At 69.5% G+C, this 17,305-nt stretch carries 12 protein-coding genes; 3 read left to right on the forward strand and 9 right to left on the reverse strand.

The window, feature by feature from the left end:
* Window positions 1-211: 211 nt before the first annotated feature.
* The 5 genes from KYX17_RS26735 to KYX17_RS26755 all read right to left on the reverse strand — a co-directional run bounded on the left by KYX17_RS26735 (window position 212) and on the right by KYX17_RS26755 (window position 7,190).
* On the reverse strand, window positions 212-1,501 hold the full coding sequence (locus tag KYX17_RS26735; protein ID WP_243231705.1) for an HNH endonuclease signature motif containing protein: 1,290 nt from the start codon (window positions 1,499-1,501) through the stop codon (window positions 212-214).
* 83 nt (window positions 1,502-1,584) lie between these two features.
* Complete coding sequence (locus KYX17_RS26740; protein ID WP_243231707.1) at window positions 1,585-3,705, reverse strand: beta-galactosidase; 2,121 nt, start codon at window positions 3,703-3,705, stop codon at window positions 1,585-1,587.
* 1 nt (window position 3,706) lies between these two features.
* A complete protein-coding gene (locus tag KYX17_RS26745; RefSeq protein WP_243231708.1) occupies window positions 3,707-5,221 on the reverse strand; it encodes a DUF4038 domain-containing protein in 1,515 nt (504 codons plus the stop codon).
* A 125-nt stretch (window positions 5,222-5,346) separates the two neighbouring features.
* Complete coding sequence (locus tag KYX17_RS26750; protein ID WP_243231709.1) at window positions 5,347-6,360, reverse strand: LacI family DNA-binding transcriptional regulator; 1,014 nt, start codon at window positions 6,358-6,360, stop codon at window positions 5,347-5,349.
* Entirely contained in the window at window positions 6,360-7,190 is an 831-nt protein-coding gene (locus tag KYX17_RS26755; protein ID WP_243231711.1) for an NAD(P)-dependent oxidoreductase, read from the reverse strand. Before KYX17_RS26755 ends, KYX17_RS26750 begins: the two co-directional genes overlap by 1 nt.
* A gap of 103 nt (window positions 7,191-7,293) precedes the next feature.
* Between KYX17_RS26755 and KYX17_RS26760 the strand changes: the two genes are divergently transcribed.
* Together KYX17_RS26760 and KYX17_RS26765 are read left to right on the forward strand one after the other, a co-directional pair.
* Window positions 7,294-9,885: an alpha-L-rhamnosidase gene (locus tag KYX17_RS26760; protein WP_243231713.1), complete on the forward strand. Its 2,592-nt coding sequence runs from the start codon at window positions 7,294-7,296 to the stop codon at window positions 9,883-9,885.
* 107 nt (window positions 9,886-9,992) lie between these two features.
* On the forward strand, window positions 9,993-10,970 hold the full coding sequence (locus tag KYX17_RS26765; RefSeq protein WP_243231715.1) for a sugar-binding transcriptional regulator: 978 nt from the start codon (window positions 9,993-9,995) through the stop codon (window positions 10,968-10,970).
* A gap of 318 nt (window positions 10,971-11,288) precedes the next feature.
* Here KYX17_RS26765 and KYX17_RS26770 read toward each other — a convergent pair whose 3' ends face one another.
* The 4 genes from KYX17_RS26770 to KYX17_RS26785 form a co-directional block, all read right to left on the reverse strand.
* A complete protein-coding gene (locus tag KYX17_RS26770; protein ID WP_243231716.1) occupies window positions 11,289-11,960 on the reverse strand; it encodes an aspartate/glutamate racemase family protein in 672 nt (223 codons plus the stop codon).
* Window positions 11,961-11,979: 19 nt separating this feature from the next.
* Window positions 11,980-12,888 carry a carbohydrate ABC transporter permease gene (locus KYX17_RS26775; RefSeq protein WP_243231718.1) on the reverse strand — a complete coding sequence of 303 codons (909 nt, stop codon included), beginning with the start codon at window positions 12,886-12,888 and terminating at the stop codon, window positions 11,980-11,982.
* Between the two features lies 1 nt (window position 12,889).
* A complete protein-coding gene (locus tag KYX17_RS26780; RefSeq protein WP_243231720.1) occupies window positions 12,890-13,771 on the reverse strand; it encodes a carbohydrate ABC transporter permease in 882 nt (293 codons plus the stop codon).
* 74 nt (window positions 13,772-13,845) lie between these two features.
* A complete protein-coding gene (locus tag KYX17_RS26785; RefSeq protein WP_243231722.1) occupies window positions 13,846-15,171 on the reverse strand; it encodes an ABC transporter substrate-binding protein in 1,326 nt (441 codons plus the stop codon).
* A gap of 148 nt (window positions 15,172-15,319) precedes the next feature.
* Between KYX17_RS26785 and KYX17_RS26790 the strand changes: the two genes are divergently transcribed.
* Window positions 15,320-17,305, forward strand: a complete 1,986-nt coding sequence (locus KYX17_RS26790) for a glycoside hydrolase family 127 protein (RefSeq protein WP_243231724.1) — start codon at window positions 15,320-15,322, stop codon at window positions 17,303-17,305.

A 17,305-nucleotide genomic window follows, 5' to 3' on the forward strand; every position in this document is an offset into this window, starting at 1 on the left:
GCGGAGCGAGTCGAAACGAAGCCCGCAACAAGAGGCGTTTCGACTCGGTCGGCTGACGCCGGCCTCGCTCAACGAACGGGGAAGGGAAGCCCCCCGGCGCGCACGCCCCTCCCCCCTCCGTTCGTTGAGCGAGCGCAGCGAGTCGAAACGCCGGCCTCGCTCAACGAACGGGCAACAGGAGCGAGCCCCGAGTCGAACGAGAGAGAGCAGGTCAGAACGGCGGCGGAGCCTCGGTGGTGAAACCGGTGGGAGTGGAGACCTGGACAGAACCGTCGGGGCGGGATCGATACCGGAAGCGCGTGCGATGCCGGTGCCTGTGGTCGCGCGGGCACAGGGGCGCGAGGTTCGAGACATCGGTCGCACCACCGGCGGCCCAGGGACGGCGATGATCGATGTCCGCGTCGACGGCGAGGCGCTCGCAGCCGTCCCGGGCGCAGGTGCCGTGCCTCAGGATGAGCCAGTCGCGCTGCGCTCTGGTCGGACGGTAGGTGCGACGGTCCATGTCTAGGACGACACCGGCCACAGGGTCGGTGATGACCCGGCGGAACGCCGGAGCATCGACGAACATCTGCGCGGCGGTGACCGCATCGATCGCGTCGCCGCCGAGCACTCGGGCCTGCTCGGCGGCGAGCGCTTGCACGACGGACGGTTCAAGCGGGAGGCCGGTGCGAACCGCGTCGAGCAGCTGCACGGGAACCGTGACGAACACCTTGGTCTTCACCGCGGTGGCGGTGCCGACCCCACGCAGCCATGCGCTGGACAGGTCCGCTCGGATCTGGTCGCGGGTGCGCCCCTCACGCCGATCCTTGGACAGGTGCTTCGCCGTGCTGGTCGCTCGCCGGAGCGCGGCATGCGCCTCGTGCGTGGGCATGAGGGCGTGATACCAGGACATGCCGTCCTCGACGTCTTCCACGTACGCGCGGCGATCGCGCATCGCCCTGGCGTGCGCGACCGTCGCATCGACCGGGCAGAGCCGGTCGGCGAGCGCCTTCAACCGGCGGTTGAACGCAGCGGGAGAGCACGATTCCGACCACGTCGACGTGGCATCGTCGATCCGCTCGAAGGCATCCCGCTCGGCCTCGCGCTCCGCATCAGTGGCATCGGCGCGCGCCGACACGCGGACGAGCGCGTGGACGGCGCGTCCGACGAGATACAGCGACGCGAATCCGGTCCGCGCCCGGCCCCAAAGCCCCGGAAGGTGCTCCAGCGCCTGCTCGACCACGAACACCTGGCCGCGCACATGATCCTCCGTGCCGTTCATCCGCAGCGCGAGGTCCAGGATCGCGGCCCGTTCCGCCTCATCGATCGCCTCGGACCCCTCCAGCCCCGGCACGTACAGCTCCGGATGCCGACGCGCGCATTGCACGACCCGCAGCATGCGCTCGGCCCGCAATGCGGCCTGACGGTTCGCGTCGACCTGCGAACATTCCGCATCGGCGAGAAGCAGACCGATCTCCTCGTCCGGGCTCAGCGCCGGGACGGGAGCGGTCGGCGTCGACATGCCTCCATTTTAGAACATAACTACGACACGGGCAATACTGATTCTCGGGAACATTCGGACGTAGACCGACCCAATCGGCCCGCTCAGACCTCCGCCCAGACCGCGACGCTGCGCGCCGGGACCTCCGTCGACGCGACCGCCCGGGACGCGTTCAGCACATCCACGACCGTGCGATCCGGCGTGACCTCGACCGCGTCCCCCGACCAGTTGTGCAGCACCCACACGCGACCCCGCGGCCCGTTCAGCGAATGCGCCGTGACACTGCGCGGGCGCGCGATCACAGGAGCACCGGGCACCGCGGCATCCGCCGCAGCATCCGCGACCAGCTCGCGCAGCGTGACCCGGTCGAGGAGCGTCCCGACGACCGTGACCACGCCCTCCCCCACGTCCCGCCGCACCGCGGCCGCCCACCGACCGAAATGCGGGTGGCGGAACCGCAGCAGCACCTCGGCATCCGGATCCGTCGGCTCGAGAGCATCCATCCAGCCTCGCACCTGCCCCGCGATCGCGCCGAGCCGCGAGCCGGACGCCTCGACTTCGACCGGCGCGGTCAGCGCCGCGACCTCCTGGTATCGCACGCCTGCCGCCTCCCCGATGACCGCAGGAGCGGCCCCGGCCCGCATCCGGCCCTGATCGTCGGCGTAGCCGGTGCGCGGACCGACGATGAGCCGCCCTCCCAGCCGGGCGTACTCGACGAGCACCTCCAGAGTCCGATCGGACGCCGCGATCAGGCCCGCGGCGATCAGCACGGGAAAGCGGGACCGCAGCTCAACCGCCGAGGGCAGCTGCCGCTCGTTGACGTACCCCGCCTGCAGTCCCGCATCCACCGCCGCCCGCCCGAAGTCCCCGACGATCCGCGCGTACGCCTTGCGGTCCGGCGCCTCGGTGCCCGGCACAGCGAGCGGCGGCTCGAAGGCCATCATCCACTCGCTGTCGTGCGCGTACACGATCCCGACATCCGCATCGGGCTCGGCATCCGCCAGCCAGTCCGCCGCCGCCTCGAACTGCCGCCCGATGCCCGCGATCTCGGCGTGGATCCGCCCCGGCTCGAGGTCGTGGCCGAGGATGCCTCCCCAGTGCACCTCGTGACCGGAGTGCAGCGTGTGCCAGTGCCAGTACGAGACCAGCCGGGCCCCGCGCGCGACCAGCAGCCAGGCCGCCTGGGCGATCTGCCCGTCGTACGGCGGTCGGGTGAGCCAGGCGTTTCCGATCGACGCCGCGCCGGTCTCGGTGACGAGGAAGCCGCCCTGCGCATCGGGGCGGTCGAACCCGGTCGCCCGCATCCGATCAGCCATGAGGACGAGCTGCGGCACGTCGTCCGCGTACCACTGGCCCCCGCCGCCCTCGACGGAGAGGTCCAGCGCATCCTGCGCGAGGTAGTAGGCATTGCCACTGGCGATGTCCAGGCGCGCGCCGACCGCGACGTCGTCCATGGCGGGGCGCTGGTAGGCGATGCAGGTCGTCAGGAACACGTCCTCGTCGACGAGCTCGCGGGCGATTCCCGCCTGCCAGCCGAGGAAGTCCGCCGTGAGCTCGGCCTGGAAGCGGCGCCAGGCCAGGTCATAGGCCGGTGTGGTGTTGCCGCCGGGCGCCCACAGCTCGTCCCAGTCCGCGATGCGATGCGACCAGTACGCGAGTCCCCAGGCGCGGTTCAGCGTCTCGACGTCGCCGTACCGCTCCGCGACCCATTCCCGGAACCGCGCCACGACGTGCTCGTTGTGGATGAGATGGAGACCCGCCTCGTTGTCCAGCTGCACGCCGATCACCGCCGGGTGCCGGCCGTGGCGTCCGAGAACGGCACGGATCACGCGCTCGGCATACCCGCGGAACAGCTCGGAGGTGTAGTCGACCTCCTGCCGGCCGCCCCACGGCACCCGCTCGCCGTCCTTGCGCACGACGGCGAGCTCGGGATGCTTGCGCGCCAGCCACGGCGGCACGGCGTAGGTAGGCGTCCCGAGGATCACATCGATGCCGTGCGCGGCCGCGCCATCGAGGACGGGCGTCATCCACTCCAGGTCGAACTCTCCGTCCCTCGGCTCCCACGTGGACCACACGGATTCCCCGACGCGGATGCAGGTGATCCCGGCATCCGTCATCAGGCGGAGGTCGGTCTCGAGGCGGGACGGGTCAGGCAGGTACTCGTTGTAGTACGCGGTGCCGAGCCGGGGTCCGCGCCGCCAGGCGCTCAGACGATCGACGGTCATGTCAGTCCTCGACCCGTCGGATGCGCAGCGCGATCGCCTCACCCGCCGGGAGCGCGACCGGCGCGGACGCCGCCGCGAAGGCCTCGTTGCGGTGGACCTCGTCCAGCGTGAAGCGCCGGTCGATCGTGGTGATCGTCCGGTTCCAGGTGTCGATCACATCGACCTCGAACACGTCTCCCGCCTCCGGCCGCTCCCCCGGGAAGCCGATCGGGATGCGGAACGTCCAGGTCGCCGGCGCCGAGCGTCCGAGGTACTGCAGGTAGATCCGCCGCGGGATGCCGGCCACGTGATCCGGATCGTCCCACTTGTCGATCGGATCGAGGCCTGCACCGTCGATCTCCTCGAGGATGCGACGCAGGAACGCCAGGCGCGACGGGGACTCCCCGCGCAACGGTCCGCCCTCGACCATGTGCAGACTCCCGGAGGCCGTGACGAAGCTCTCGCCGTGGGAGGCGTAGCAGCCGGACACCGTCGTGATCCAGAACTGGTCGACGAGCTCCCGCCCGTCCAGGTGCCCCCAGCGCTCGGGGATGTCGCCTTCGTACTTGATCTCATCGAGCACGACCGGCTTGCCCCACACGTCCCGGTACAGGGTGGCACGCCCGAAGTCCGTCGTGGCCGAGCCGTTCTGGAGCGACGCATGCGTGACCCAGGGCTGATTGTTGTCGTAGAGCTCGATCCAGTTGTGGATCGAGCGCAGGTGGTCGTACGGGTCGATCTCGGCGAGCAGGGCTCCCGTGCGGTCCCACCGCTCCGCGGGGCGCTCGAGCTGGTCGAACTCGTTGCACAGCGACCACCACACGTGCGGCTGCGCCGCCAGGCGTGCGACGAGGTAGCGCAGGTAGACCGCGTCCTCCTGCTCGGTGAACTCGTTCAGGCCGAAATGCCCGCGGTCGTAGGCGTTGTAGATGAGCACGTCGGCCTGGATGCCGCGTTCGCCCAGGACCTCGACAGCCCGGTCGAGATGCTGGAAGAACTCCGGAACAGGACGCGTGACGTCGTAGCGCCCGTCGGTCTTCTCGAACGGCATGAGCGCCGGCTCATGCGAGACGTAGCCGCCTCCCTGCGGGAAGACCATGAAGCGGAACTTGTTGAACCCGGCCTCGGCGATCGCGTCGACCGTCTCGGAGAACAGCGGCTCGTCCTGGTGCAGCCAGTTGTAGGCGGTCGCGCCGACCGGGCGGAACGGCGTGCCGTCCGCATGCGCGAAGTGGAAGCGGTGCGCGACGCGAACCGGTCCTCGTGAGGCTCCCTCGACGACCGTGATCGTCCCCGAACCCGCATCGACCGCCGTCTGCGCATCGACGACTTCCCAACTCCAGCCGCCCACTTCCGGCGGCGCGAACCGTGCCCGGTAGGTCGTGCCCCCGTCCCAGAACGCGGGCACGGTCACCTCCCCGGAGCTGGCGTGCCGGAAGCGGACGCTCAGTGGCGGTCGCTCCGCGAGCGGCAGCGCCTCTCGCCCCTGGAAGACCAGTTCGACGGGCAGGTACAGCTCATGGGACATCGTCGTCATCCTTCGACTCTAGGAGAAATCACGCAACCGGTTGAAACGTTATCAAAGTCGTGCATAATCTTGTCCTATCGCATACATATGCAAAACCCGCGAACCGCGGACCACATCCAGCCCGCTCGAACCGATCAGGTGCTGAGGAACCCCTGGGTGCTCCGGCGGGGCATCAGCCGCGGCTTCAGCACGCGGTGCAGGCGATCCGGTGAACGCCCTCGGATGGTCGCGAACAGCGCATCGACCACGAGCTCGCCCACGTCCCGATGCCGGCGGCTGACGCTGGACAGCGGGATGAGCGAGGCCTCGGCGAACTCGGTGTCGTCGTAGCCGATCAGAGCGAGCTCCTCCGGAACGCGGACGCCGCGCCCCACGAGCTCCTGGAGGATGCCCAGGGCGAGCAGGTCGTTGACGGCGAACACTCCGTCCGGGCGCGACTCCCGGGGCAGTGCGGCGATCAGCGCCCCCACCTCGCGACCGGCGGCGACCGAGCGCTCGGCCACCGGGATCTCGCGGAGCCGGAGACCGCGCTCCCCCGCCGCGCGTTCGGCGCCGGCGAGCCGCGCCGACACCTGGACGATCTCGGACGGCCCGCCGACGAACGCGACGGTGCGGCAGCCGACGTCGGCCAGATGAGCGACGGCCTGCCGACCGCCGTCGACCTCATCCACCGACACCGACGGCTGCTCCTCCGAGACCGCTCGTTGCCCCACGAGCACCGACGGAGTGCCGCGGCGGCGCAGCAGAGCGAGCCGTTCCTCGACCGGATGATGCGATGCGACGAGCAGGCCGCGTACGTGATGCTGCGCGAAGGCGTCGAGATGGGCGTCCTCGGTCCCCTGATCCTCCTGCGCGTCCGCGATGAACACGGACAGACCGAGCTCGGAGGCCCTGGACTGGACGCTCGCCGCGATCTCGCCGAAATGGGGATTGCCGATGTCGGACGCGAGGTAGCCGATGACCGAGCTCACGCCCATCCGCAGCTGGCGCGCGGCATTGCTCGGCACGAAGCCGACCGCTTCGATCGCGTCCGTGACTCGCCGGACCATCGCCGCCGACAGGCGATCAGGATGGTTGAGGAAGTTCGAGACCGTCCCGATGGAGACGCCCGCGTGCGCCGCGACCTCTCTGATCCCCGCCGGTGCCATCAGCGCCAATCATAGGCGGCACGGAATCCGAGCCGATCACGGATGCGGCGCGTGGACATCAGCGATTCGAACTCGCCGAGGTCTTCTGCGACAGGAGTGCCCGGGAACCAGCGCGCCGCGAGTTCGCGCGACGGTGCCGTGCACCCCGATTCGGGAGCGGCGACGTTGTACACCTCGAACCCGGGTCGTGCCGCCGCGAGAGCGAGGGCGATGGCCTGCGCCCCGTCGCGGGCGTCGACCCAGGAGCCGAGGAGATCGCGGCGGTAGCCGGGCTCGCCGGCGCGATCGAACGTCGCGTACTCGTCCTCGGCGACGACGTTCGTGAAGCGCAGGGCGGTGATCGAGGCATCCGGGCACCAGCGGACCAGTTGGGCCGCTATCGCCTCTTCGGCGACCTTGCCGAGCCCATAGGTGTTGTTCGCGCTCGTGTACGTCTCGTCCACGGGCAGCGCGGGCGGAGCCTCGTCGAACGGGAATCCCATGGCCGTGATGCTCGAGGCCAGCACGATCGTGCGGATGCCGGTGCGGTGCGCCGCGTAGAGGGCGTTGAAGGACACCGTCATGTTGTTCTGGAACGTCGCGGCGTCCGGGACCAGACCGTTCACCGGGATCGCCGCCAGGTGCACCAGCGCGTCCAGCCCGTCGTGCCGGGCCGTGACCGATCCGAACGCGTCGAGGGTCTGACCGAAGTCGGTCAGGTCGACGCGCGTGAACCCTGTCCCGGCGGGGCCGGCGAGGTCGAACCCGATCACGTCGTGCCCGTCCGCGCGCAGCCGTTCGACAGCAGCTCGACCGAGCTTGCCGCCGCTGCCCGTGACGCCGATCCTCATGTCGTACCTCCCTGTGCGGCATCCCGCGGAGAAACGGAACTTGAAACGTTTCGAAACGAGTGCCACACTCACTGTACACGCCCCCGAAACCGGAAGGACCCGGATGTCCGTCATCGTCGACGCACCCCGTATCGAACACCACCGCGACCCGCTCGGCATCGGTGAGAGCATGCCGCGACTGTCGTGGCGCATCGCCGAGGCGCCCGCCGGCTGGACGCAGAGCGCCTACCGCATCGACGTCGACCGCGACGGCATCCGGACCTCCCACGAGGTCGACAGCGCCGAACAGGTGCTCGTGGACTGGCCGGCGGCCCCGCTGGACTCCCGCGACATCGCGACTGTCAGGGTCGCGGTGCGGGGCGCGGACGGCACGTGGTCCGAGGCATCCGCCCCCACGACCCTGGAGACCGGCCTTCTGCACCCCTCGGACTGGACGGCGCGGCCGATCGGAGCGATCCGCAACGAGAACCCGCATTCGGACGAACGACGGCCCTCGCTGGTGCGCACCGGGTTCGTCGTGCGGGACGACCTGGTCAGGGCGCGCCTGTACGCGACAGCGCACGGAGTGTACGAAGCGGAGATCAACGGCGTCCGCGTCGGCGACGACGTCCTCTCCCCGGGCTGGACGGTCTACGGCGCGCGCCTGAGGTACTACACCTACGACGTGACCGAGGTGCTGGCACCGGGCGAGAACGCGATCGGGGCGTGGCTGGGCGACGGCTGGTATCGCGGACGCCTGGGCTGGCGAGGCGGATTCCGGAACGTGTACGGCACGGACCAGTCGTTCCTCGGACAGCTCGAACTCACCTACGCGGACGGCATGCGCGAGATCGTCGCCACCGACGGCACGTGGCGGTCGGCCGCGAGCCCGATCCTCGCCAGCGGCCTCTACGACGGCGAGGACTACGACGCCCGTGAGGAGCAGGCGGGCTGGTCGTCGCCCGGATTCGACGACTCCGCCTGGGACGGCGTCCAGGAGCGGCACCGCGACCCCGCGACGCTGGTCGCGCCCACCGCACCGCCCGTCCGGGCCACCGAGGAGCTGCGACCGATCGCGGTTCTGACCGGGCCCAGTGGCTCGCGCATCCTCGACTTCGGGCAGAACCTCGTGGGGCGCGTGCGCATCCGGGTCTCCGGACCCGCCGGCGCGGCCGTCACTCTGCGCACCGCCGAGGTGATGCAGGACGGCGAGATCTACACCCGGCCGCTGCGCGCGGCGCGCTCGACCGACACCTACATCCTCGCGGGACGCGACGTCGAGGAGTGGGAGCCCCGGTTCACGTTCCACGGGTTCCGCTACGTGGAGGTCTCCGGCTGGCCGGGCGACCTCGATGCGGATGCCGCCGACGGTGCCCTCGTGGCGCGGGTCCACCACACCGATCTCGAGCGCACCGGATGGTTCGAGTCCTCCGACCCCGCGCTGAACCGACTGCACGAGAACGTCGTGTGGGGCATGCGCGGCAATTTCGTCGACATCCCCACCGACTGCCCGCAGCGCGACGAGCGGATCGGCTGGACCGGCGACATCCAGGTGTTCGGACCGACCGCCGCCACCCTCTTCGACGTCTCGGGCATGCTCTCCGGCTGGCTGCGGGACGTCGCGATCGAGCAGCTGCCCGACGGCACGGTGCCCTGGTACGTGCCGGTGATCCCCGCCGTCGACAAGTGGACGCCCATTCGCCCAGGGGCCGCATGGGGCGACGTCGCGACACTGCTGCCGTGGACGCTCTACGAGCGCTTCGGCGACACCGGCGTCCTGCGCGCGCAGTTCGACAGCGCGCGCCGGTGGGTGGATCTGATCGAAAGGCTGGCCGGCCCGTCTCGGCTCTGGGATTCCGGTTTCCAGCTGGGCGACTGGCTCGACCCGGCGGCTCCGCCGGAGGACCCCGCGGATGCCCTCACCGACCGGTATCTGGTGGCCACCGCGTATTTCGCGAAGTCGGCCCGTACGGTGGCGCGCATCGCCGAGGCGCTCGAGCTCGACGCCGAGCGCATGCACTACGACGCGCTCGCCGACGAGGTGGTCACGGCGTTCGCCGCCGCGTACGTCCGCCCCGACGGCACCATGACGAGCGACGCGCAGACTGCGTACGCGCTGGCCCTGCGGTTCGATCTCATCACCGATCCGGCGCTGCGGGATGCCGCGGCGTCTCGCCTCGCCGCCCTCGTGCGCGAGGCGGGCAACCGCATCGCGACGGGATTCGTCGGCACCCCGCTCGTCTCGGACGCCCTGAGCGCCGGAGGACAGCTGGATGCCGCGTACGATCTGCTGCTCGAACGGGAGTGCCCGTCCTGGCTGTACCAGGTCGAGCAGGGCGCGACGACCGTGTGGGAGCGGTGGGACTCGCTGCTCCCCGACGGCACCGTCAATCCCGGGCAGATGACGTCCTTCAACCACTACGCGCTGGGGGCCGTCGCGGACTGGATGCACCGGGTCATCGCCGGCCTCGCCCCAGAGGAGCCCGGCTACCGCCGCATCCGCTTCGCTCCGCGCCCAGGCGGCGGACTCACCTCGGCATCCGCGCGTCAGCTCACCGCTTACGGCGAGGCCGCCATCTCCTGGCGGATCGAGGAGGGCCAGATGCACGTCGAGGTGGACGTGCCGATCGGCTCGGACGCGATCCTGGACCTGCCGGGAGCAACCGAGGAGATGGTCGGAGCCGGTACGCATCGTCGGACGGTCGTCGCGCACTGAGCGAGCGCTGGTGGCGGCGCAAACGCGTCGCCACTGGCGCCGCGTCGTCGGACTGAATATCCTTTCGTTAGCGAATCCTCAATCGAGTCGCTGTGATCGGAGTCCTCGTGTCCCTGCCCCGCTACACCCGCCCCGCCGACGGGCAGGTGCGTCTGCTCACGAAGGTCGCGCGCATGTACCACGAGCGCGGCATCCGGCAGGCCGACATCGCCTCGGCCCTCAATATCTCACAGGCGAAGGTGTCGCGGCTGCTGAAACGGGCCGAATCCGTCGGGATCGTCCGCACGATCGTCACGGTGGCGCCCGGCGTGCATGCCGAGCTGGAGGAGCGCCTGGAGGAGCGCTACGGCCTCTCGGAGGCCGTCGTCGTGGACGTCGCGCCCGACGCCGACGAGCGCGAGCTGCTCGCGGCACTCGGGGCCGGCGCCGCCGCGTACCTCGAGGCGACCCTCGCCGGCACCGACCGCATCGGGGTGTCGTCCTGGAGCCAGACGATCCTCGCGATGGTCGATCGCATGCGCCCCTTCACGGTCCGCGGGGCCACCGAGGTGGTGCAGCTGCTGGGCGGGGTCGGGGCGCCCGAGGCGCAGAGCCACTCGAACCGCATCCTCGGCGAGCTCGCCCGCACGCTCGGCGCGGAGCCGGTGTACGTGCAGGCCCCGGGCGTCGTGGCCAATGCGGAGGTGCGCGACAGCCTGCTTTCCGACCCGTCGATGCAGGAGGTGACGCGGCACTGGAACGAGCTCACGATGGCGATCATGGGCATCGGCAGCATCGAGCCCTCCGACGTGCTGGCCACCAGCGGCAACGCGTTCGCCGCCGAGGAGCGCAAGGGGCTGCTCGAGGAAGGGGCGGTGGGCGACATCTGCCACCGGATCTTCCGCGCCGACGGATCCCGCGTCCTGGGCGCGCTCGACGACCGCATCATCGCGATCACCGTGGACGACCTGCGCCGCATCCCCCGCCGGGTCGGGATCGCGGGCGGCGATCACAAGCTCGAGGCGATCCACGGGGCGCTGGCGGGCGAATGGGTGACGACGCTCGTGACCGACCTGCGCACGGCCGAAGCCCTCGCGGAGCGCTGAGGACCCGCCCGCTATCCCCGCTCGTCGAGCGCCCCCTACCCGCTCATTGAGCGAGCCCCACCCCGCTCATTGAGCGAGCCCTACCCGCTCGTTGTGCGAGTCCTCACCCCGCTCGTTGAGCGAGCCCTCACCCGCTCGTCGAGCGAGCGAAGCGAGTCGAAACGCGCTCACCACCGAAGCACGGTTGCGCACCCGTTTCGACTCGGGCGGCTTCGCCGTCCTCGCTCAACGAGCGAGAAGATGATCGACTTCTCTTCAACGAGGGAGCACACCGGCGCCGTCCTCGCTCAACGAGCGAGAAGACGATCGCTGTCGTGTTCAGCGAGCGAGGCGACCGCGCAGCACGGGCGACGCGGCGAGGCGTTCGACTCCGAGACGCGGGCTGGTGAGCACGGGAACGCCGACCGTCACGGCCTCCGCCGCCGTCGCCATCGAGGCCTGCGCGAGCACGATCACGTCCGCCTCCGCGGCACCGCGCTCGATGGCCGCCCCCACCAGACGGTCGTGCGTCTCGCGGTCGCCCGAGACGATGGCCTCGAACGCGCCCTCGATCACCTCGCTGGACAACTCGGGCGCGACGCCCGCGAGCGCCGCGCGCTCCTCGAGCAGACCCAGAGTCGGACGGCACGTCGTCGGCAGCGTGGCGAGCACCCGGATGCGCGCGCCCGCGGCCACGGCCGCGTCCGCCATCGCCTCGTCGACCCGCAGCACAGGAACTCCGGCCGCGGCGGCCGCGGGGGCGGCGAGCTCGGAGATCGAGGAGCACGTGAACATCACGGCATCCGCCCCTCCTGCCGCCGCCGCACGCACGAGGTCCTCGATGCGATCCGGCACCGAAGCGGCGCGCGACTCATCGCCGAGATCGGCCACGATGCGGTCGTCGAGGTAGTTGACCACCGTCGCACCGGGCAGGAACTCGGCCGCCAATGCGCCGAACGGCGCGATGTTCACGGCTCCGGTGTGCAGGAACGCGATTCGGGGTGCGGTCATGTCTTCAGTCTCCCAGCCGTCAGCCCTTGAGGGCTCCGCCAGCCATGCCGGCCATGATCTTCTTGTTGAGCGTCAGGAACACGATCAGCAGCACGACGATGTTGATGCTCACCGCCGCGAACAGCGGCCCGTACTGCGTCGAGCCGTACTCGTCGCTGAGACTCAGCAGCCCCACCTGGATCGTGGCGAGTTCGGGGCGGGTGGTGAACGTCAGCGCGATGAGCAGGTCGTTCCAGACGCTGAAGAACTGCACGAGCCCCACGGTGAGGATCGCGTTCTTCATCATCGGGATGCCGATCACGAAGAACGACCGCAGCGGGCCGGAGCCGTCCACGGTGGCCGCCTCGAAGATCTCGCGCGGCACGGAGCGGAAGTACGTGGCCATGAGGAACGTCGTCAGCGGCAGACCCATCACGGTGTAGGTGATGATCAGCGGCAGCAGCGAGTCGGTGATCCCCATCCGGAAGTACACGATGAACAGCGGCACGAGGATCATCTGCCCGGGGACCATGATGCCGGCGAGCACGTAGAGCAGGACGCCGTGACGGCCCTTCCAGATCATCACCTCGAGCGCGTAGCCCGCTGCGACGCCGATGAACACGATGAGCAGCACCGACGGGATGGTCACGATGATGCTGTTGAGATAGTTCTGAGCGACGTTGCCGTTCGTGAGCGCCTGGACGTAGTTGTCGAACTGCCACGTCTCGGGAAGCGACAGCGCGGGGTTCGAGAGGAACTCCGACTGCGTCTTGAACGACCCGAGGATCATCCACAGCTGCGGGTAGAGCACCACAACCATGAGCAGCGCGACGATGAGCCACACCGGCACCCGCTTGAGCAGGCGAGCCGCGGTGCGACGAGTCTGACTGGGGCGCCTCCGCGTCGGGACGGCGACGGTGGTCACGGGATCCGAATGCGTGATCGTCATATCAGGCCTCCGCCTTGCGTCGAGAGGATCGGAAGATCGCCAGGGTGAACACCAGGCAGAGGATGGTCAGCACCATCGCGATCGTGGAGCCGTAGCCGTACTCGGCGTACTCGAACGCGGTGCGGTACATGTACAGCGTCAGCGGTGCGGTCGAGGTTCCCGGCCCGCCGTTGTTCAGGGCGAGCAGGCTGTCGAACACCTTGAGCGTCGCGTTCAGGCTGAAGATGATCGACGACATCAGGATCGGAAGGGACAGCGGCACGATGATGTGACGCACGAGCTTGAGTCCGTTGGCGCCGTCCAGACGGGCCGATTCGATGACCTCCTCGGGGATGTCGAGGAGACCGGCGTACAGCAGCACCGCGTAGAAGCCCATCGAGGTCCACAGCGTCATGAGGATCGCGGTGGTCATGGTGCCCGCGGTCGAGGCCAGCACCTCGACGCTCTCGCCGCCGAAGAAGTTGATGATGTCGTTGATGGGCCCCTGGTTCTCGCCCACGGCGACGAAGCTCTTGACGAGCAGGGCGACCGCGACGGTCGGCAGGACGGTCGGGAAGAAGACGATCGTCCGGACGAACGACGATCCCTTGCGCAGCACGAAGACATAGAGCAGGGCGAGGCCGTAGCCCAGCGCCACCTGGCCGACGGTCGCGACGATCGCGAAGAACACGCTCACCCACAGCGACTGCAGAGCGGCGCCGTCGGTGAAGAAGGTCGCGAAGTTCGCCAGTCCCACCCATTCGAAGCCGCGCAGCGTGTTGCCCTCGAAGAAGGACAGGCCGAACGACCACAGCACGGGCACGATCTTGAGCAGGGTGTACAGCAGGAGTGCCGGTGCGAGCAGGATGAAGATCGTCTTGCGATCTCCGAAGATCGAGTTCATCTTCGATGCTGCTTTCTCTGAGGAATGCACCGGCCTCCCGGAGGCGAGAGTTCTCCGGGAGGCCGGTGAGCGGGTCAGCTGTTGGCGTCGAGGCTCGCCTGGAGCTCGGTCATGTAGTCCTCCGCGGTCATCTGACCGGTGGTCAGCAGGGTCGCGTTGGTCGAGGCCAGCGAGTTGCTCTTCGGGTCGAACAGCGCCTCGAACCACAGCACCGTCTCGTCGATGCCGGCGATGCGCTCCTGGATGTCCGCCGTGTTCGGCGAGAGGTCGGTGACCTCGCCGTTGACGGCGAATCCGGAGATGACACCGGCATCCTGCAGCGCCTGCTGGCCGTAGTTCTCGGAGATGCAGCTGATCCAATCCTGGACCTTTGGGCCGAACTGCTTGGCGTTGACGATCATGGGCGCGCCGGCGTTGGCCGGGTACTGCTCGATCGATCCCTCACCGCCCTCGACGGCCGGGAAGGGCATGAAGCCGACGTTCTCCTGGCCGATCTGGTTGCGCTCCGGGTCGTTGATCGCGCTGAGGAGCCACGTGCCGTCGTAGGTCATGGCGGCCTTGCCGGTGAGGAACATGTTCGACGAGGTGTCGCCGTCCCGCGTCGTGAAGCCCTCGCCGAAGTAGCCGGCGTCCGCGTAGTCGGCGAGCGCCTGCGCGCCCGCGACGTACTCGGGGTCGGTCAGCTTGGCGGAGCCGTCCTGGATGGCGGTCATCGCCTCCGGTCCCACGTTGCGGTAGATGTACAGACCCATGATGCGCGTGAGCGGCCAGCCGTTCGCGCCGGCCTCGGTCATCGGCACGACTCCGGCATCCTGCAGGGCCGCCGAGGCGGTGAGCAGGTCGTCCCACGTCTGCGGTTCCTCGATGCCGTTGTCGGCGAAGATCTGCTTGTTGTAGAAGATGCCCTCGATGTTGTACTGGTAGGGCATCGAGACGAAGCCGCCGTAGACCTGCTCGACGGTGGACTCCGCGGCCGGGAGGACGTTGTCCCAGGCTCCGGCGTCTTCGAGCGCAGCCTTGAGGTCGCCGACCAGGCCGGCCTTGCCGAGGTCGCCGTCGGGGCGGATCAGGGCGGTGCCGGCGATCGTGTGGGTCGGCAGGGCGTCCTGACTCGCGAGCAGCGTGATCTTCTGCACGGTGTCGGCCTGCGCGACCTTCTGGTGCTCGAGCGGCAGCGCCTCGTTCTCGGCCGTGCACGCCCCCTCGGCGAGCGCGGTGAGCTGCTCCTCGAGCACGGGGTTCTCGTTCGCCGTCATGACGGTGAACGTCTCGGGGTCCGTGCCGGTTCCCCCCTCGGATCCGGTGCCCCCGGATCCACCCGCGCACGCCGCGAGCGGAACCACCGCTGCGAGTGCGAGACCGAGCGTCGCGATCCGGCGACGGTTGCTGCGTGAGTCCATGAGGCGTCCTCCTTGACGGGCGTGAAAGGTACAACGACGACAGTAGGAAAGAATCCGAAGTGTGTCAACACTCAGGGTTGAAATTCTATTCACTTCGTGATCGAATCGTGTCTACAGTGACGTGAGCGCCACCTGGAAAGGGGACCCCATGACCGCGACGACATCGGCGCGACCACACGCCCGCCTGCAGCCGCTGGATGCCGCCGGCGCCCGATGGACGAGCGGTTTCTGGGGAGATGTCCACGACCGGACGCGCGACGTCACCATCCCCCAGATCTGGTCCTCCCTGAGCGATGAGGCGATCAGCCCCGGGCTGGCGAACTTCCGCGTCGCGGCGGGGCTGCAGCCCGGAGAGCATGCCGGCCCGCCCTTCATGGACGGCGACTTCTACAAATGGCTCGAGGCCGCGATCGCGCGCCTGGAGACCGACCCGGATGACGAGCTCGCGGCCCGCATCGAGGAGATCGCGTCGCTGATCGCGTCGGTGCAGCGCGAGGACGGATATCTGCACACGCCCACGATCATCTCGACCCGCAACCACGAGGATGCCATCGCCCTCGCGGACCGGTTCAACTTCGAGACGTACAACCTCGGCCATCTCATCACCGCCGGCGTCCGCCACTACGAGGTGACCGGGTCCACGACGCTGCTGGACGCCGCGCGCAGGGCCGCGTCCTTCCTGGAGGACCTCGCGACGAACAAGCCGCTCGAACTCGCCCGCAGCGCGATCTGCCCGTCTCACTACATGGCCGTCATCGACCTGTACCGCGTCACGGGCGACGCGCGCTATCTGCGGCTGTCCGAGGCGTTCCTCCGGGTGCGCGACGACTTCGAAGGCGGGGACGACAATCAGGACCGCCTGCCCGTGCGCGAGCAGACGGTCGTCGCGGGCCACGCCGTGCGCGCCAACTACCTCTACGCCGGCATCGCGGACCTCGTCGCCGAGACCGGGGATGCCGACCTTCAGGCGGTCCTCGAGCGGCTGTGGCGCGATGTCGTCGACACCAAGCTCTACATCACCGGAGGCGCCGGTGCCCTGTACGACGGCGCGTCCCCGGACGGCTCGCCGTGGCAGAACCAGATCAGCCGCGTGCACCAGGCCTATGGCCGCGCGTACCAGCTGCCGCACACGACGGCCCACAACGAGTCATGCGCCAACATCGGCCTGATCTTCTGGGGCGAGCGGATGCTGTCGCTCACGGGCGACGCCCGGTATGCGGACGTCATCGAGCAGGTCGCGTTCAACAGCCTGCTCTCCAGCATCAGCCTCGCAGGATCCGAGTACTTCTACACCAACCCGCTGCGTCAGGTGCGGGACCTGCCCTTCCCGCTCCGCCGCCCCGGGGACACCGCGCTGCACCCGACGCCCGCGCCGCCCGCGTCCGACGCGCGTCTGCGCGAGTCGTACCTCAGCTGCTTCTGCTGCCCGCCGAACATCGCCCGCACCCTGGCCCGCTTCCATGAGCGCGTGGCGTCGGTCGGCGAGGACGGCGTCCACGTCCACCTGTACGGCGGGAGCACGATCGACGTCGCCACCGCCGAGGGCCGGCTGGCCCTCCGCGAGGACGGGGCGTATCCCTGGGGCGAGACCGTGCGATTCACCGTCACCGGCGCCGAAGGACGCGTTCCGCTTCATCTGCGCATCCCCGGCTGGTCCTCGGATGCCGCAGCGACCGTGAACGGTGAGAGCGTCGCCGTGTCGGAACCGGGCACGTACACGCGGATCGATCGGGCGTGGACCGCAGGGGACGTGGTCGAGCTCACTCTTCCGATGCCGGTCCGCGTGCTGCGCGGGCACCGCCTCGCGGAGGAGACGACGAACCAGGTCGCGGTGCGCCGCGGGCCCGTCGTGTACTGCGTCGAGAGCGCCGACCTCCCGGAGGGCGTCGCTCTCGAGCAGGTCGCGCTGCGCCGCGGGGCGGAGTTCACCCCCGTGGAAGCCGAGATCGCCGGGCATCCCGTCGTCGCCCTCGAGACGGAGATCGCCGTCCTCCCGCCGACGGACGAGGACGTGCTCTACGACGACCTCGCCGACGTCGATCCGGCGTCGGCCACCGTGCGGCTCGTGCCGTACTACGCGTGGGGCAACCGCGGCGCCGGTGAGATGTCCGTCTGGCTCCCGCTGGTCTGGTGA

Source organism: Microbacterium sp. CIAB417 (assembly GCF_022788845.1).

Coding starts and splice junctions, on each gene's coding strand:
- KYX17_RS26755 (WP_243231711.1), bottom strand. CDS start 7,190: ATGAGGATCGGCGTCACGGGCAGCGGCGGCAAGCTCGGTCGAGCTGCT.
- KYX17_RS26735 (WP_243231705.1), bottom strand. CDS start 1,501: ATGTCGACGCCGACCGCTCCCGTCCCGGCGCTGAGCCCGGACGAGGAG.
- KYX17_RS26775 (WP_243231718.1), bottom strand. CDS start 12,888: ATGACGATCACGCATTCGGATCCCGTGACCACCGTCGCCGTCCCGACG.
- KYX17_RS26770 (WP_243231716.1), bottom strand. CDS start 11,960: ATGACCGCACCCCGAATCGCGTTCCTGCACACCGGAGCCGTGAACATC.
- KYX17_RS26760 (WP_243231713.1), top strand. CDS start 7,294: ATGTCCGTCATCGTCGACGCACCCCGTATCGAACACCACCGCGACCCG.
- KYX17_RS26785 (WP_243231722.1), bottom strand. CDS start 15,171: ATGGACTCACGCAGCAACCGTCGCCGGATCGCGACGCTCGGTCTCGCA.
- KYX17_RS26790 (WP_243231724.1), top strand. CDS start 15,320: ATGACCGCGACGACATCGGCGCGACCACACGCCCGCCTGCAGCCGCTG.
- KYX17_RS26745 (WP_243231708.1), bottom strand. CDS start 5,221: ATGACGACGATGTCCCATGAGCTGTACCTGCCCGTCGAACTGGTCTTC.
- KYX17_RS26780 (WP_243231720.1), bottom strand. CDS start 13,771: ATGAACTCGATCTTCGGAGATCGCAAGACGATCTTCATCCTGCTCGCA.
- KYX17_RS26750 (WP_243231709.1), bottom strand. CDS start 6,360: ATGGCACCGGCGGGGATCAGAGAGGTCGCGGCGCACGCGGGCGTCTCC.
- KYX17_RS26740 (WP_243231707.1), bottom strand. CDS start 3,705: ATGACCGTCGATCGTCTGAGCGCCTGGCGGCGCGGACCCCGGCTCGGC.